General features: G+C 70.7%; 10 protein-coding genes and 1 riboswitch. Of the genes, 1 reads left to right on the top strand and 9 read right to left on the bottom strand.

Features of this window, described 5'->3' with window-relative positions; genetic code table 11:
* Nucleotides 1-16: 16 nt before the first annotated feature.
* The 9 genes from ACQGNW_RS03720 to ACQGNW_RS03760 all read right to left on the bottom strand — a co-directional run bounded on the left by ACQGNW_RS03720 (nucleotide 17) and on the right by ACQGNW_RS03760 (nucleotide 15,755).
* On the bottom strand, nucleotides 17-544 hold the full coding sequence (locus ACQGNW_RS03720; RefSeq protein WP_426661761.1) for an acyloxyacyl hydrolase: 528 nt from the start codon (nucleotides 542-544) through the stop codon (nucleotides 17-19).
* Between the two features lie 196 nt (nucleotides 545-740).
* Nucleotides 741-2,240 carry a M16 family metallopeptidase gene (locus ACQGNW_RS03725; RefSeq protein ID WP_426661762.1) on the bottom strand — a complete coding sequence of 500 codons (1,500 nt, stop codon included), beginning with the start codon at nucleotides 2,238-2,240 and terminating at the stop codon, nucleotides 741-743.
* Nucleotides 2,237-3,613 carry a M16 family metallopeptidase gene (locus ACQGNW_RS03730; RefSeq protein WP_426661764.1) on the bottom strand — a complete coding sequence of 459 codons (1,377 nt, stop codon included), beginning with the start codon at nucleotides 3,611-3,613 and terminating at the stop codon, nucleotides 2,237-2,239. The genes ACQGNW_RS03725 and ACQGNW_RS03730 overlap by 4 nt, the downstream gene beginning before the upstream one ends.
* 109 nt (nucleotides 3,614-3,722) lie before the next feature.
* On the bottom strand, nucleotides 3,723-6,899 hold the full coding sequence (locus ACQGNW_RS03735) for an efflux RND transporter permease subunit (RefSeq protein WP_426661765.1): 3,177 nt from the start codon (nucleotides 6,897-6,899) through the stop codon (nucleotides 3,723-3,725).
* A gap of 178 nt (nucleotides 6,900-7,077) precedes the next feature.
* Nucleotides 7,078-10,251: an efflux RND transporter permease subunit gene (locus ACQGNW_RS03740; RefSeq protein WP_426661767.1), complete on the bottom strand. Its 3,174-nt coding sequence runs from the start codon at nucleotides 10,249-10,251 to the stop codon at nucleotides 7,078-7,080.
* 211 nt (nucleotides 10,252-10,462) lie between these two features.
* Nucleotides 10,463-12,364, bottom strand: coding sequence for a TonB-dependent vitamin B12 receptor (btuB, locus tag ACQGNW_RS03745; protein WP_426661769.1), 1,902 nt, complete (start codon nucleotides 12,362-12,364; stop codon nucleotides 10,463-10,465).
* Between the two features lie 127 nt (nucleotides 12,365-12,491).
* A riboswitch (cobalamin riboswitch) is annotated at nucleotides 12,492-12,715 on the bottom strand.
* Between the two features lie 64 nt (nucleotides 12,716-12,779).
* Nucleotides 12,780-13,919, bottom strand: a complete 1,140-nt coding sequence (nagA, locus tag ACQGNW_RS03750) for an N-acetylglucosamine-6-phosphate deacetylase (protein ID WP_426661771.1) — start codon at nucleotides 13,917-13,919, stop codon at nucleotides 12,780-12,782.
* Nucleotides 13,920-13,924: 5 nt separating this feature from the next.
* On the bottom strand, nucleotides 13,925-14,956 hold the full coding sequence (locus ACQGNW_RS03755) for an SIS domain-containing protein (protein ID WP_426661772.1): 1,032 nt from the start codon (nucleotides 14,954-14,956) through the stop codon (nucleotides 13,925-13,927).
* A gap of 46 nt (nucleotides 14,957-15,002) precedes the next feature.
* The gene (locus tag ACQGNW_RS03760; protein ID WP_426661774.1) at nucleotides 15,003-15,755 is read right to left on the bottom strand and encodes a GntR family transcriptional regulator; all 753 of its coding nucleotides are present in this window, start codon (nucleotides 15,753-15,755) and stop codon (nucleotides 15,003-15,005) included.
* A gap of 212 nt (nucleotides 15,756-15,967) precedes the next feature.
* On the opposite strand from ACQGNW_RS03760, the gene zwf reads away from it, so the two are divergent.
* Nucleotides 15,968-17,434 carry a glucose-6-phosphate dehydrogenase gene (zwf, locus tag ACQGNW_RS03765; RefSeq protein WP_426661776.1) on the top strand — a complete coding sequence of 489 codons (1,467 nt, stop codon included), beginning with the start codon at nucleotides 15,968-15,970 and terminating at the stop codon, nucleotides 17,432-17,434.

Raw genomic sequence — 17,434 nt, forward strand, 5'->3', positions numbered from 1 at the left:
GGCAGTCGACGATCGCCTACAGATCGAAGCCCATGCCCACCAGCGCCATCGTCTCGCCACGATTCGGCTCATGCAGCTTGCCGTTGGAAATGTGGCGGACCTGCAGGCTGAAATGGCGCCACTGCCAGCCCGCGGTGCTGACGAATTCGTAGGCGCTGCTGAGCGCCTGGGTGCGGCCGCTGTGCAGGGCAACCTGGAAGCTGTAGAAGAAGTGGTGGTACCAGTCGTCCGGGCCGCCCAGGTTGAGGCGCACGCCGCCGGCGGCCAGCCAGATCGCGTCGCGGGTGCCATAGCGGGCGTGGCGGTAGCGGCCGATGTCGCGGCCGTTGATCCAGCCCAGCGAGAGGTCGGGCGCCCAGTTGATGCCGGTGTTGCCGAGCGGGCGGGCGGCGAACACGCTTTCGACGAACACGGTATTGGCGGCGCGGTTGTCCATGTAGCTGCGGCCTGCCTGCAGCTCGACATGGGCGGCGGCGGCCGGCAGGGCGGCGAAGGCCAGCGCTGCGGCCGCGAGGGGGCGGAGGAGACGGGAGGAGGTGAGCATGGCGGATACCTGTGGGGAGCAGGAAATATTTGTGAACTATACCGCCCGGTATTGTAAATGAACTGTCGCCGAGCGATGTACGCGATGCCGGGAAACACTGTGTTGCGCTGGCGTCGACTATGCGACGCCGGCTCGTGCACGGCCCATGAAAAAACCCCGGCCTGGGCCGGGGTTTCGGATGCCGCGCGAAAATCCTTCAGTGTCTGGCGATCGCCGGTTGCAGGCTGGGACTGTCCAGGTCCAGCTGGCCGGCCTCCAGCAGTTCGGCCCTCGGCCAGTCCTTGCGCAGCGCGGGGGCGAACTGGGCGGCGTCGCCCACCACCACCACGCGGGCGTGCTTCGCATCGAGATGCCGGCGGGCATAGGCCTCGACCTGCTTGGGCGTGACCGCCTGCACCCTGGCGATGTACTGGCCGATGTCGCCCAGCGGCAGGCCATAGACCGCGAGCTCGGCCGCCTGCCCGGCGAGGCCTGCGGTGGTCTCCAGGCTGCGGCCATAGCTGCCGACCAGGGTGGCCTTGCGCGCGGCCAGTTCCGCTGCGGGCACCTCCTCCTTGCCGAGTCGGGCGAACTGCTGCCGCATCAGCGCCGCCACCTGCGGCGCGGAAGGATTCTTGGTCTGCGCCGCAGCCAGCCACAGGCCGGCGTTGGCCATCGGTTGCAGACGGCTGCTGGCACCGTAGGAGAGTCCGCGCTTGATGCGGATCTCCTCGTTGAGGCGCGCCGAGTACGAGCCGCCCAGCACCGCGTTCGCCACCACGCCCACGTAGTAGCCGGCATCGCTGCGCGATGGCGCGGCATGCGCGGCGACCACGCCGGCCTGCCCGGCGCCGTGCTGGTCGATCAGCAGCAGCGCGGGCAGCTCGCTGTCGGCGCTGCCCTTCGGCTTGGCCGGCAGCGGCACGGCGGGTTTCCGCCAGTCGCCGAAGCTGGCCTGCGCCAGCTGCAGCGCCTGCGCCGGCGCGATGTCGCCGGCCAGCACCAGGATCGCGTTGTCTGGCCGGTACAGCTCGGCGTGCAGGCGCTCGACGTCGGCGCGGGTGATCCGCGCGATCGAGGCCGGGGTGCCGGTGCGCGAATGGCCGTAGGCGCCGTCGCCGAACACCGCGCGGCCGGCGGCCAGCGACGCCAGCGCGGTCGGCCGGCTGAGCGTGAGGCGCAGGTCGTCCACCGCCTGCGCGCGCGCACGCTCGAGTTCCGCCGGCGCGAAATCGGGATGGCGCACCACCGTGGCCAGCAGGTCCAGCGCCGCAGGCAGCCTCGGCGTGGTGACGGTGATCCCCACCGCACTCTCGTCCCAGCCCGCGGCGGCCTGCAGCGAGCCGCCCAACGCCTCGGCGGCAGCGGCGATCTGCGGCGCGCTCCTGCCGCCGGCGCCCCTGGTCAGCAGGTTGGCGGTGAGATCGGCCAGGCCGGCTTCGTTGGCCGGGTCCATCTCGCCGCCGCTGCGCAGCACCAGCTGCGCGGTGACCAGCGGCAGCCCGGCGCGGCGCACGCTGACCACCTCCAGCCCGTTCGGCAGCGTCTGCGTGGCGGGCGTGGGTACGTCGAGTTGCGGCGCGGGGCCGGGCGCGGGTGGCGTGGCGGGGAAGTCGGCAGGCGCATCGGCGGCGGCGGCAGTCGCTGCGAGCAAGCCGAAGATGGCCGTAAAGACGGCCGGACGCAGGAAGCCGGGGAAACGCTGGCGGCGGATCATTTCGCATCTCCCTGTTTGCCGGCGGCCTGCGGCAGGTAATCGATGGTGACGTTGCGCGCGCCGGTGACGTAGTCGCGCAGCGCACGGTGCACGTCCGCGGCGGAAACGTTCTGCAAGGCGTCGAGATCGCTGTTGACACGGGCGGGACTGCCCTCGATGAGCGCGGCCTGGCCCAGCGCGAAGGCGACGCCCTGCGCGGTCTGGCGCTGCTTGAGCTCGCCGGTGAGCAACTGGGTCTTCACCTTGTCCAGTTCGGCCGCGGGAATCGGCTGGGTGGCGAGCCAGACGATCTCCTCGTGCAGCAGCTTCTCCGCCTCCGCGGCAGTGTGGCCGCTGGCGAGGATGGCGTACACCGTGAACAGCCCCGGCCCCATCCTGCCGTCGGCGTCCGCACCCACCTGCTGCGCCACCCGGTGGCGGTAGACCAGCGACTGGTACAGCCGCGAGGAATCACCCTGCGCCAGCAGCGCCGCGGCCACCTGCAGCGGGACCAGGTCCTTGCCGTCGGATGCCGGCGGGATCAGCCAGGTCAGCGCCACCGCGGGCAGCGGCGCGGTGGCGCTGGTGACGGTGTAGCGCTCGTCCTTCCTGCGCCTGGGCTCCTTCGCGGCCACCTGCGGGATGCGCGTGGCGGGCTTCTGGATCCAGCCGAAGTACTGGTCGACCCAGGCGTCCAGCTGCTTCGGATCGAAGTCGCCGGCCACGATCAGGGTGGCGTTGTCGGGGCGGTAGTAGGTGTCGTGGAAAGCGATCACGTCCCTGAGCGAGGCCGCCTCCAGGTCGGGGATGCTGCCGATCGTGGGCCGCCGGTACGGATGCACCTTGTACGAGTACTGGTCGATCGCGTTGAACAGCTTGCCGTAGGGCTGCGCCAGCACGCTCTGGCGGTATTCCTCCTCCACCACCGCGCGCTCGGACTTGAAATTGGCCTCGTCCACGTTGAGGCTGGAGAGGCGGTCGGCCTCGGCCCACAGCAGGGTCTGCAGGTGGTTGGCCGGCACCACCTCGTAGTAGTTGGTGATGTCGTCGCCGGTGGAGGCGTTGTTCGCGCCGCCCACGTCCTCGGTGAGCCGGTCCATCTCCTCGGCGCGCATGTGCCGGGTGCTCTTGAACATCAGGTGCTCGAACAGGTGCGCGAAGCCCGAGCGCCCCCTGGGGTCGTCCTTGGAGCCCACGTGGTACCACATCTGCACCGCCACGTCGGGGCTGGCATGGTCCTCCACGCTGAGCACCTGCAGGCCGTTCGGCAACGTGCGCTCGCGGTACTGGATCGGCGGGACGTCCAGCGTATCCGCAGCCGCGGCGGGCGGCGGCGCCAGCGTGGCCGCGAGGAGGGCGAGGGTGGCCAGCAAGGCGGCCGGGCGCAGGCGCATGGGCTTGGGTCCGTTCGGCGGAAAGTCCGAACCATAGCAAGCCCGGCTGAACCGTGCGCACCATCCGCGTGCGGCGCGGCCGCGGACGGGTGGGCGCCGCGACGGCGCGCTACTGCGGCAGTGCCGGCACCTGCCGGGCCAGCAGGCGCTGGCGGCGGATCTCCTCGCGCAGCGCCTTGCGTTTCGCCTTGCGCTCGCGGCGGTCGTGCTGCCACAGGTAGATCGCCGGCGTGCTGAGCAGGGTCAGCAGCTGCGATACGAACAGGCCGCCCAGGATCGCGATGCCCAGCGGCTGGCGCATCTCCGAACCCACGCCGAAGCCGATCGCCAGCGGCAGCGCCGCACCCATCGCCACCAGAGTGGTCATGGTGATCGGGCGGAAGCGCACCAGCGCCGCCTCGCGGATCGCCGCGGGCGCATCCATGCCGTGCTCGCGCTCGGCGACCAGCGCGAAGTCCACCATCAGGATCGCGTTCTTCTTCACGATGCCGATCAGCATCAGCACCGCGATCACGCTCATCACGGTGAGCTGGGTGTGGGTGATCAGCATCGCCAGGAACGCGCCCATGCCGGCGGCAGGCAGCGTGGAGATGATGGTGAGCGGATGCACCAGGCTCTCGTACAGGATGCCGAGCACCACGTACATCGCGCCGATCACCGCCACCAGCAACAGCAGCGAGTTGACCAGCGCGTCGAGCAGGTCCTTGTTCTGGCCGGTGTACTTCTTCTGCACGCCGGGCGGCAGGTGCGCGGCGAAGATCGCCTGGTCCACCAGCTTCAAGGCGTCGATCTGGGTCACGCCCTTGGCGAGGTTGTAGCTGACCGACGACGACTCGACCTGGTCGAAGTGGCGGATGGAGATCGGCGCGATGTGCGGGCGGATGCGCGCCACCGCCGACAGCGGGATCATCCGGCCCTGCGTGTTGCGCACGTAGGTGTTGAGCAGGGCGTCCGGGCTCAGCGTGTCGGCCTTGTTCGAGGTGAGGATCACCTTGTACTGGTTGATGTCCGAGTATATCGTCGACACCGGCGCCTGGCCGAACGCGTCGTTCAGCGCATCGTCGATCTGGCCCATGCCGAGGTGCAGCCGCGCGGCGGCGGCGCGGTCCACCTCCAGCAGCTGCTGCTTGCCGATGCTGTCGAAGCTGGTGGTGACGTCGCGGAACTGCTTCATGCCGCGCATCACCCGCGCCACGTCCAGCGTGGGCTGCTGCAGCGGCGCGCCGGTGGTGCTGGTGAGCTGGAACGAGAACATCGGGCCGCTGCTGCCGCCGCCACCGCCGCCGCCGAGGAACTGCACCGGGGTCAGCGATACCCTGAGGTCGGGCAGGTCCTTGAACCGCGCGGTCAGGCGCTCGACGACCTGCTGCGCGCTGTCGCGGCGGTCGCCCGGCTTGTTGCCGCGCTGCCTGAGGTCGATGAACAGGGTGGACTGGTTGCCGACGGCGCCGTTGTTGTTGTTGCCGCCCAGGATCGTGGTGATGTCGAACACGTCCGGGTCGGCCTGGATCGCCGCGGCGACGTCCTGGGTGCGCTTCGCCATCAGCGTGGGCGAGACGTTCGCCTCGGCAGTGATCTGCGCCGCCAGCAAGCCGATGTCCTCCTTCGGCATCAGGCCGCCGCCCGCGGTCTTGCCCACCAGCACCGCCAGCGCGACGGTCAGCACCAGCAGGATCGGCGGCTGCCAGCGCATCAGCCGGCGGTGGCGCATCGCCCAGTCCAGCGCCCGCTCGTAGATGCCGAGCATCCAGCGGTCGAAACCTTCCGCCCAGCGTTCCAGCCGTCCCGGCGGCCGCGCGGGCGCCGCATCGTCACGCGCCAGCCAGCTGCCGCACAGCGCCGGCGTCAGCGTCAGCGACACCAGCGCCGAGATCACGATGGTGGCGATCAGCGTCACCGAGAACTCGCGCATCAGCAGCGTGAACATGTTGTTGCCGAACACCATCGGGCCGAACACCGCGATCAGCGACAGCGTGATCGAGATCACCGTGAAGCCGATCTCGCGCACCCCCGTCAACGCGGCCTCCAGCGCCGGCTTGCCCTGCTCCATGTGCCGCACGATGTTCTCGATCACCACGATCGCGTCGTCCACCACGAAGCCCACGCACAGCACCAGCGCCACCAGCGACAGGATGTTGAGCGTGAAGCCCAGCGCCCACATCAGCACGAAGGCGCCGGCCAGCGAGAGCGGCACGCTGAACATCGCGATCACGGTGGGCCGCACGCGGCGCAGGAACACCAGCATCACCAGCGCCACCATCACCACGCCCATCAGCAGCGCCACCTCCACCTCGTGCAACGCCGAGCGGGTGGTGGTGGTGAGGTCGAACACCGGGTGGATCTGCACGTCGGCGGGCAGCAGCCCGCGCAGCTCGGGCAGGCGGGCGAGGATCGCCTGTACCGTGGCCACCGAATTGGCGTCCGCCCGCTTGTTGATCTGCATCAGCACCGCGCGCTGGCCGTTGAACCAGGCCGCGGCGTACTTGTCCTCCTGCCCGCCGCTGATGGTGGCCACGTCGACCAGCCGGATCGGCACGCCGTCGTGCACGGCGACGACCAGCCTGGCGAAGTCCCGCGCGGTGTGCAGCGCATCGTTCGCGGTCACCGTCATCTGCGTGGTGCCGTCGCCGATCGCGCCCTGCGGCGAGGTGACGTTGGCCGCGCGCAGCGCGTTCGCCACGTCGTTCGCGGTGATGCCGGCATGGGCCAGTGCCGCGCTGTTCAGCGCCACCCGCACCGCGTGCGGCGTGCCGCCGCCCACGCCCACCTGCGCCACGCCGGGGATCTGCGCCACCGCCGGTTTCAGCAGCGTGTCGGTGAGGTCGTAGAGCTTGTCCGGCGGCAGGCTGGTCGAGGTCAGCGTGACCAGCAGGATCGGGATCTGCGAGGTGTCGAACTTGAAATACTGCGGCGGCAGCATGCCGGTGGGCAGGTCGGGCTGTGCGGCGTTGATCGCCTGCTGCACGTCGCGGGCCGCCTGGTCCGCGCTGCGGCTCATGTCGAACATGATCTGGATCTGCACCGCGCCTTCGCTGGCATCGCCGAACATCATCTTGACGCCGGGGATGCGGCCGAGGTGGCGCTCCAGCGGCGACAGCACGGTATTGGCCATCACCTGCGCGCTGGCGCCGGGCACCTGCGCCACCACCCCCATGCCGGGGAACTCGATCGACGGCAACGCCGCCACGCCCAGCAGCAGGTAGGCGCAGAAGCCGGCGATGGCGAGACCGATCGCCAGCAGCGAGGTGCCGACGGGTCGGCGGATCATGGGGGCGAAGATGTTCACGTGTCCTCCGTGGCGCGCCAGCATAGCCGGACAACACGACGCGACCGGCGTCGGCATGCGGCGGTTCCCGACCATGCGCCCTTTATGCCCGGCGCGGCGCCGCCGCGTATGTGCCTGAAGGCGGCCCCTGCCGGAAGGCAGGGGGCTCGAACGGCAGCGCCGTGGCGTGGCGCGACGGCTACTTCGGCAGCGCCGGCACCTGCTGGGCCAGCAGGCGCCGGCGGCGGATCTCCTCGCGCAGCGCCTTGCGTTTCGCCTTGCGCTCGCGGCGGTCGTGCTGCCACAGGTAGATCGCCGGCGTGCTGAGCAGGGTCAGCAGCTGCGACACGAACAGGCCGCCCAGGATCGCGATGCCCAGCGGCTGGCGCATCTCCGAGCCCGCGCCGAAGCCCACCGCCAGCGGCAGCGCCGCACCCATCGCCACCAGCGTGGTCATGGTGATCGGGCGGAAACGCACCAGCGCCGCCTCGCGGATCGCCGCGACCGGGTCCAGCCCGTGCTCGCGCTCGGCGACCAGCGCGAAGTCCACCATCAGGATCGCGTTCTTCTTCACGATGCCGATCAGCATCAGCACCGCGATCACCGACATCGTGGTGAGCTGGGTGTGGGTGATGAGCATCGCCAGGAACGCGCCCATGCCGGCGGCAGGCAGCGTGGAGATGATGGTGAGCGGATGCACCAGGCTCTCGTACAGGATGCCGAGCACCACGTACATCGCGCCGATCACCGCGAGCAGGAGCAGCAGCGAGTTGCTGAGCGCGTCGAGCAGGTCCTGGTTCTCGCCGGTGTACTTCTTCTGCACGCCGGGCGGCAGGTGCGCGGCGAAGATCGCCTGGCTCACCGCCTGGATGCCCTCGGCCTGGGTCACGCCCTTGGCCAGGTTGTAGCTGACCGACGACGACTCCACCTGGTCGTAGTGCTCCACGCTGATCGGCGCGATGTGCGGGCGGATGCGCGCCACCGCCGACAGCGGGATCATCCGGCCCTGCGTGTTGCGCACGTAGGTGTTGAGCAGGGTGTCGGGACTCAGCGTGTCGGCGCGGTCGGAGGTGAGCACCACGTAGTACTGGTTGATGTCCGAGTAGATCGTCGACACCGGGGTCTGGCCGAAGGACTTGTTCAGCGCGTCGTCGATCTGGCCCATGCCGAGGTGCAGCCGCGCCGCGGCGGCGCGATCCACCTCCAGCATCTGCTGCTTGCCGATGCTGTCGAAGCTGGTGCTGACGTCGCGGAACTGCTTCATGCCGCGCATCGCCTTGGCCAGCTCCAGCGTGGGCTGCTGCAGTGGCGCGCCGCTGGTGCTGATCAGGTTGAACGTGTACTGGCCCTGGCCGCTGCCGCCGGAGCCCATGTTGATGAACTGCACCGTGGTCAGCGTCACATCCAGGTCGGCCAGCGGCTTGAAGCGCCTGTTCAGCCGGTCCACCACCTGCTGCGCGCTGTCGCGGCGCTCGCCCGGCCCGGTGCCGAGCGGCTTGAGGTCGATGAACATGCGCGACTCGTTGCCGGTCGCACCGTTGCCGCCGCTGCCGAAGAAGGCGGTCACGTCGAGCACGGCGGGGTCGGCGTGGATCTGCGCCACGATCTGCTGGGTGCGCTTCATCATCAGCGTGGGCGAGATGTTCGCGTCGGCGGTGATGTGCGCGCGGATCAGCCCGGTGTCTTCCTTCGGCATGATGCCGCCGCCGGCGGTCTTGCCCACCAGCACCGCCAGCGCGATCGTCAGCACCAGCAGGATCGCCGGCTGCCAGCGCATCAGCCGGCGGTGGCGCATCGCCCAGTCCAGCCCGCGCTCGTACAGCCGCAGGAAGCCGCGGTCGAAGCCCTCGGCCCAGCGTTCCAGCCGCCCCGGCGTGCGCGCGGCCGCCGCGTCGGCGTGCGCCAGCCAGCGGCCGCACAGCGCCGGCGTCAGCGTCAGCGACACCAGCGCCGAGATCACGATGGTGGCGATCAGCGTCACCGAGAACTCGCGCATCAGCAGCGTGAACATGTTGTTGCCGAACACCATCGGGCCGAACACCGCGATCAGCGACAGCGTGATCGAGATCACCGTGAAGCCGATCTCGCGCACCCCCGTCAGCGCGGCCTCCAGCGCCGGCTTGCCCTGCTCCATGTGCCGCACGATGTTCTCGATCACCACGATCGCGTCGTCCACCACGAAGCCCACGCACAGCACCAGCGCCACCAGCGAGAAGATGTTGAGCGTGAAGCCCAGCATCCACATCACCACCAGCGCACCGGCCAGCGACAGCGGCACGCTGAACATCGCGATCACGGTGGGCCGCGCCCGGCGCAGGAACACCAGCATCACCAGCGCCACCATCACCACGCCCATCAGCAGCGCCACCTCCACTTCGTGCAACGCCGACATCGTGGTGGGCGTGAGGTCGAAGATCGGGGCGATCCGCACATCGGCCGGCAACAGCCCGCGCAGCTCGGGCAGGCGCGCGCGGACTGCCGCCACCGTGGCCACCGCGTTGGCGTCGGCACGCTTGGTGATCCGCAGCACCACCGCGCGGTGGTTGTTGAACCAGGCCGCGGTGTACTGGTTCTGCTGGCCGTTGCTGATGGTGGCCACGTCGGCCAGCCGGATCGGCACGCCGCCGTGGCTGGCGATCACCAGGTTGGCGAAGTCCTGCGCGGTGTGCAGCGCGTCGTTCGCGGTCACCGTGAGCTGGGTGGCGTCGTTGCCGATCACGCCCTGCGGCGAGGTGACGTTGGCCGCGCGCAGCGCGTTCGCCACGTCGTTCGCGGTGATGCCGGCATGGGCCAGCGCGGCCGTGTTCAGCGCCACCCGCACCGCGTGTGGCGTGCCGCCGCCCACGCTCACCTCGGCCACGCCGGGGATCTGCGCCACCGCCGGTTTCAGCACCGTGTCGATGAGGTCGTAGAGCTTGTCCGGCGGCAGGCTGGTCGAAGTCAATGCCACCAGCAGGATCGGGATCTGCGAACTGTTGGCCTTGAAGTAGCTCGGCGGGCTGGGCATGCCGGGCGGCAGGTCCGGGATCGCCGCATTGATCGCCGCCTGCACGTCGTGCGCAACCTGGTCGGGATTGCGGCCGAAGTCCAGCTCCAGGCCAATCTGCGCCCCGCCTTCGGTGGCGGTCGAGCTGATGTGCTGCACGCCCGGGATGCGGCCCAGGTGGCGCTCCAGCGGCGCCACCACGGTGGCGGCCATCACCTGCGCGCTGGCGCCGGGCAGCTGCGCGTTCACCCCCATGAACGGGAATTCCATCGCCGGGAACGCGGCCACGCCCAGCAGCAGGTAGGACCACGCGCCGGCCAGCGCCAGCCCGAAAGCCAGCAGCACGGTGCCGACGGGTCGGCGGATCATGGGGGCGAAGATGTTCACGTGTCCTCCGTGGCGCGCCAGCATAGCGGGGGAACGCGCGCGACAGGCGGCGACTTGGGCATGCTCCCGGTCATGCACCCTTTATGCCCGGCGCGGCACCGCCGCGTATGTGCCTGAAGGCGGCCCCTGCCGGAAGGCAGGGGTGGACGTCCCTGTCCGCGCCTGCTCCCGCGTCCCTGCACGACGCCGGCCGCATGCGCCGTTCCGCGGCTCAGCGCGTGGCGGGGCTGTAGCGCAGCGTCAGCGACCAGGTGCGGCCGGGCTGGTTGTAGTACCAGACCGTCTCGTAGCGGTGGTCGAGCGCGTTGGCGAGGCGCCCCTCGACCTGCCAGTCCGGCGCGAACCGCCAGCTCGCGCGCAGCGCCAGCGTGCCGTAGCCGCCCAGCGGATGCAGGTTGGCCACGTCGTCGTAGCTGCGGCCGGCCACGTACCAGGTGCTGCCCACGCCGAATGCGCCGAAGCGACGGTCGAGATCGATGCGCGCGGTGCGCTCGGGCCGGCGCGGCAGCACGTTGCCGTTGGCGGCGCCGCCGTCGTCGTTCTTCGGCTGCTGCAGGGTGAGGTAGCCCTGCAGCTGCCAGCCCGCCAGCGTGGTGCCGAGCTGGCCTTCCACGCCGCGGATGCGCGCGCGGCTGAGGTTGAACGGCACGTAGTTGCGCGCCGGGTCGAGCACGATCATCTGGTTGATGCGCGTCTCGTAGGCGTTCACCGCCCAGCGCCAGTCGTCGCGCTGCTGCTGCAGGCCCAGTTCGGTGCTGTGCGAGGTCTCCGGCCTGAGCTGCGGGTTGGCCGACGGCGTGCCGAAGAACGGCGGGAAGTACAGGTCGTTGAAGGTCGGCGCGTGGAACGCGGTGCCGTAGCTGGCGCTGACGCGCAGGCCGTGGTCGAACGCGTAGCCCCAGGCCAGCGCGCCGGTGTCGTGGTTGCCGAACTGGCTGTTGTGGTCGCGCCGCGCCGACGCCTGCAGCTCGTTGCGGCCGAACGTGCCCTGGTACTGCGCGAAGCCGCCGGTGTCGGTGCGGCGGGTGGCGAGGTAGGCGGTGCTGCTGTCCACGTGCTCCTGCTGCCAGTCCACGCCCACGGTGAGCAGCTGGTCCGCGGCCAGCGCGATGTCGTTCTGCCACGAAGCCTGGTTGCGGCGCGAATCCGCATGGCCGGTCTGCTGCAGCGGGTAGTACGCACCGTAGTAGCTGCCCTGGTAATACGTGGTGGAAAGATCCCTGCTCTGGCCCGCGGTCAGCGTGAGCTTCCATGCTTCCAGCGGCGAGAAGCTCAGCCGCGCGCCGGCCACGCGCTGTTCGTCGACCGCGCGATTGCTGCCGTAGGGGCTGCCCGCGTATTCCACGAAGCTCTTGCTGCGCAGCCAGTCGCCCGCCAGCTCGGTGCCGTTGTCCCAGCGGTAGCCGGCATTGAACGCGCCGTTCCAGTCGCGGAAGGCGTCGTCGCGCGGATCGTCCGCGAAGCAGCCGGCCATCGCCTCGGCCGCGCCCATCCGGCAGGCGGGGAAACCGCTGGTGTACTGGCCGCCGACGCTGAGGTTGTACCAGGCGTGCGCGTCGCCGCCGGACAGCCCCGCGCTGGCGCCGGCAAGGCCATGGCTGCCCGCGGTGAGGCTGAGCGAGGGCGCGATGCCGCCGTTCGGCTGCCCGTGCCGGGTGAAGATCTGGATCACGCCGCCGATGGCGTCGGCGCCGTACAGGCTGGAACGCGGGCCGCGCACGATCTCGATGCGCTCGATCTGCTCCACCGGGATCTGCTCCAGCCGCGCGAAGCCGGCGGTGGCCGAGCCGACGCGGATGCCGTCCACCAGCACCAGGGTGTGGGTGGAGTTGGTGCCGCGCAGGAACAGCGTGGTGAGCTGGCCAAGGCCGCCGCTCTGGGCGAAGCTGACACCCGGCAGGCCGGTGAGCAGGTCCTGCACCGAGAGCGGCTGCAGGCGCTCGATGTCGGCGCGGGTGATCACGCTGACCGAGGACAGCGCATCGTCGGCGGTGATCGGCGTGCGGGTGGCGGTGACGACCACCGGATTCAGCGTGCTCGCGTCGTTCTGGTCGGCAGCATGGGCCGTGGGCAGGCAGCACAGCAGGGTCGCGGCCAGCAGGGTCTTCTTCACGTCTCGGTCCTCGGCCGCGCATCCGCGCGGCGCCTAGTGTCCAACGGACCGGCCAGCGGGAGCGGGAGCACGGAAACAGGCAGGTACGGCGGCGCCGGACGCGTCTGTCCGGCCTCGCCCACCGCGAGCCAGCAGTCATGTCCGGGCCGGTCTCCGGGCTTGCGAGTGACGCTGCATGCGTCGGTGGCGGCGCCTTCCCGTGCCATCGGGCACAGTGGCGACAGGCCGCACCTTGACTCGCTTACCGTTGCGGGGGCAGCGCCGGCCTTGCGGTGTGGAACACCACGCACCGGCTTCCCGTTTCATCCCTCGGGCGACGGCCGTCGGGACACCTGAACGGCGCGCAGTCTAGCAGGTTGTCCGAACGGACCGCCGGCCCTGCGGCAATCGGCGGCGATTCGACTGAAGGCCCGCGTCAGCCGGCCCTGCCGCCGATCCAGCTGCACCGCACGCGGCAGTCGGCATCCATCGCCACCAGGTCGGCGCGGCACCCCACCGCGATGCGGCCGTGGCTGGCACCCAGGCCGAGGAAGTCGGCGGGGTAGCTGCTGGCCATGCGCACGGCTTCGTCCAGCGGCAGGCCGAGCATCGCCACGCTGTTGCGCACCGCGCTCGCCATGTCCAGCGCGGAGCCGGCGAGCACGCCGTCCGCGGTCTGGCAGATGCCGTCCTTCGCGACGATGGTTTCGCCGTTCAGCACGTACTCGGGCGAATCCGCGCCCACCGGCGGCATCGCGTCGGTGACCAGCAGCATCCTGCCGCGCGGCTTCGCCGCGATCGCCGCGCGCAGGCTGGCCGGGTGCACGTGGTGGCCGTCGACGATGAGGCCGCACCAGCTGCCGGGATCGTCCAGCGCCGCACCCACCACGCCGGGCTCGCGGCTGCCGAGCGGCGTCATCGCGTTGAACAGGTGGGTGAAGCCGCGCACGCCCGCGGCCAGCGCGGCGCGGACGGTGGCGTGGTCGGCGGCGGTGTGGCCCGCGTTGACGAGCACGCCCGCCGCGGCAAGCCGCGCGATCATCGCATGCGGCACGCGCTCGGGCGCCAGCGTCACCAGCCGCACGCCGCGGTGCGGCGCGCACAGCAGGGCGAGCTCTTCCTCGCCCGGCACGTGGAACCACTTCGGATCGTGCACGCCCTTGCGCTCGGTCGCGAGGTAGGGGCCTTCGAGGTGGATGCCGAGCAGGCCCGGCACGCCCTCGTCGAACGCCTGCTCCACCGCGGCCAACGCGGCGCGCATGGTGTCCACACTGTCGCTGATCAGCGTGGGCAGGAAGCCGGTGGTGCCGAACTTGCGGTGCGCGGCGCCGATCGTGCGGATCGTCGCCACCGTGGGCGCGGCGTTGAACAGCGCGCCGCCGCCGCCGTTCACCTGCGTGTCGATGAAGCCCGGCACCAGCAGCGCGCCATCGAGATCCTCGGCCGACGCCGCGCGCACGGCGGCGTGGTCGTGCGGCAGCAGCGCGGCGACGCGTTCGCCCTCGACCAGCACGGCGAGATCGTCGCGCCAGCCGTGGGCGGTGAGGACACGGGCGTGGGTGAGGGCGATGGTCATGGCCGTCACACCGTTTCCGTGACCTTGTTGAGATGCGGCGGCACGTCGGGGTTGTAGCCGCGGCGCAGCGCCAGCGCGCTGGCGGCACGGTAGAAACTCTGGATGGTCAGCAGCGGCGTGCACAGCGCCGGCAGGCCGCCGGCGAGCGGCAGGAAGCCTTCGCCCGTCCGGCCCGGCGCGGCCACCAGCACCCTGGCGCCGCGGCCGCGGAAATCCCTGGCCACCGCCAGCGTGCTTTCCAGCGTGTCGTCGTCCTGGGCGAAGCACAGCACCGGGAAGTGCGGGCCGACCAGCGCCATCGGGCCGTGCTTCACCTCGGCGGCGCTGAACGCCTCAGCATGCAGGCCGCAGGTTTCCTTGAACTTCAGCGCCGCCTCCAGCGCCGCGGCGAAGCCGAAGCCGCGCCCCACCACGAACAGGTTGTGCGCATCGGCGAGGCCGTCGACCAGCGCCGACCAGTCCGCATCCCAACCCTGGCGCAGCGCACCGGGCAGCGCTTCCAGCGCGGCGCCCAGCGTCGCGTCGCCGTGCCAGCGTGCGCACAGGTGCAGCACCGCGGCCAGCGCGGCGAGGTAGCTCTTGGTGGCGGCCACGCTGCGCTCGGGGCCGGCGTGCAGCGGGATCACCGTGTCGGCGACCGCCGCCAGCGGCGAATCCTCCACGTTGACCATCGCCACCACGCGCGCGCCGGCGGTCCTGGCGGCCTGCGCGTTGCGCACCAGGTCGGGGCTCTTGCCCGACTGCGAGATCGCGATGAACAGCGCGCCTGCCCACTGCTGCGGCGCCGCATACACCGAGGTGACCGAGGGCGAGGCCGAGGCGGTGGCGATGCCGAGCTGGGTCTCGAACACGTACTTGGCGTAGGCGGCGGCGTGGTCGGAGCTGCCGCGCGCACAGGTGACGATGAAGCGCGGCGGCTGCGCGCGCAGCACCGCGGCGAGCTCGCCCACCACGCGCTCGTTGGCGGCGAACTGGCGCGCCACCACCTCGGCGGACTCGTGCGCTTCGCGGTACATCAGGGTGTCGCTGGCGTGCATGGCTTCCTCGTGTCGGGGAAAACGTCGCGCCGTGCGCGACGGGGGATCAGTCGGCGTGCAGCTCGGCCACGAAGTCGTAGATGTCGCCGCGGTACCAGGAGCAGGTGAACTCGACCACCCGGCCGTCGTCGAGGAAGCTGCGCCGCTCGATGTTGAGCCCCGCGCTGCCCGCGGCCACGTGCAGCAGTCGCGCATGCTGGGCGCCCAGCGACACCGCGCGCAGGCGCTGCAGCGCACGCTTCGGGCGGCAGCCCAGCGACTCCAGCACCTCGTACAGCGAGTCGTGTACCAGCGTCGGGTCGGGCAGCACGCTGGCCGGCACCACGCTGCGCTCGATCGCCAGCGGCTCGTCCTGGCCGTAGCGCACGCGGTGCAGGCGCGCCACCAGCGAGCCGGGCGACAGGTTCATCGCCATCGCCTCCTCCGGCGTCACCTCGCCCACGCTGCGCTCGAAGAACTCCGAGCGCGGATGCAGGCCACGGTCGCGCAGGTCCTCGGTGAAGCTGGACAGCCGCGACATCGGCTTGACGATGCGCTCGGCGATGAAGGTGCCGGCGCCGTGGCGCTGGGTGAGCAGGCCCTCCTCGACCAGGCCGGCGATCGCCTTGCGCACGGTGACGCGCGACAGCTTCAGCGCCTGCGACAGGTCGCGCTCGCTGGGCAGTGCCTGGCCCGGCTCGATCGCGCGCCGCTCGACCACGTTGCGGATCGCGCTGCGCAGGCGCAGGTAGGCCAGCGGCTGGTGGCTGGCCGGGTCGCGGCAGATGCGGCGGTATTCGCGGGCCAATGCGGTTTCCATACGCAGAAGATACCAATAGCAAACCATTGACCGCAAGCCGTCTGGCCATCCATTTCGCCCGCCCCGGTGAAAACCCGCTCCGATGGCGGCGTGCCGAGCCGCGATGAATTCGTATGCATGAGCGTACTTGCTCTGGTATTCCACTGGTACTATCGTCACCGCCTGGGCCGAAACCCCTCCGGCCCACCCGTCCCCCGTATCGAGGTGATTGCGTGACGGCTACTTTCCAGAAGGTCGACAGCTTCGACCTGGTGATCTTCGGCGGCACCGGCGACCTCGCCCTGCGCAAGCTGCTGCCCGCGCTGTTCCACCGCTATGCCGACGACCAGATCCCGGCCGGCAGCCGCATCGTCGGCGTGGCCCGCGAGCCGCTGGACGACGCCGGCTACCGCGCCCAGCTGCGCGAGTCGCTGGCCGGCAAGGGCGCCGATGCCGCCAGGGTCGACGCGTTCCTGCAGCAGGTGTTCTATCGCCCGCTGGACGCGCGCAAGGACGAGGGCTGGGAAGCGTTCGCCGCGCTGATCGGCGAACAGCCCGAACACATCCGCGTGTTCTACCTCTCCACCTCGCCCGAGCTGTTCGAGGACATCTGCCGCCGGCTCGGCCAGTGCGGCCTGAACGGCGAGCGTTCGCGCGTGGTGCTGGAAAAACCCATCGGCCGCGACCTCGCCAGCGCCGACCGCATCAACGACGCGGTGGGCAAGGTGTTCGCCGAGTCGCAGACCTATCGCATCGACCATTACCTCGGCAAGGAAACGGTGCAGAACCTGCTGGCGCTGCGCTTCGGCAACGCGCTGTTCGAGCCGCTGTGGAACGCCAGCCACGTCGACCACGTGCAGATCACCGTGGCCGAGACACTGGGCCTGGGCCGCCGTGCCGGCTACTACGACCGCGCCGGCGCGCTGCGCGACATGGTGCAGAACCACCTGCTGCAGCTGCTGTGCATGGTGGCGATGGAACCGCCCTCCTCGCTGACACCCGACGCGGTGCGCGACGAGAAGCTCAAGGTGCTGCGCTCGCTCAAGCCCATCGATGCCGGCAACGCGGCGCAGCTCACCGTACGCGGCCAGTACCGCGCGGGCGTGGCCGAGGGCCAGGCGGTGCCGGGCTACCTCGACGAGCTGGAAGGCGCGAAGTCGGACACCGAGACCTTCGTGGCGATCAAGGCCGAGATCGAGAACTGGCGCTGGGCCGGCGTGCCGTTCTACCTGCGCACCGGCAAGCGCCTGCCCGAGCGCGTGTCCGAGATCGTGGTGGCGTTCAAGCCGGTGCCGCATTCGATCTTCGGCGCCGGCGCGGGCACGCTGGCGCAGAACCGCCTGGTGCTGCGCCTGCAGCCCGACGAAGGCGTGAAGCTGTGGCTCACCATCAAGGATCCCGGCCCCGGCGGCCTGCGCCTGCGCTACGTGTCGCTGGACATGAGCTTCGCCGAAGCCTTCGGCGTGGCGCAGCCCGACGCCTACGAACGCCTGCTGCTCGACGTGGTGCGCGGCAACCCCACCCTGTTCATGCGCCGCGACGAGGTAGAGGCGGCGTGGCGCTGGGCCGACCCCATCCTCGCGGCATGGGCCGAAGGCAACGAGGCGCCGCGCCCCTACGCCGCCGGCAGCTGGGGCCCCAGCGCCGCGGTGGCGCTGATCGAGCGCGACGGCCGCACCTGGCACGAAGACAGCGAATGA

It is taken from the genome of Rhodanobacter aciditrophus, from assembly GCF_050026795.1.
Lineage (GTDB): Bacteria > Pseudomonadota > Gammaproteobacteria > Xanthomonadales > Rhodanobacteraceae > Rhodanobacter_A.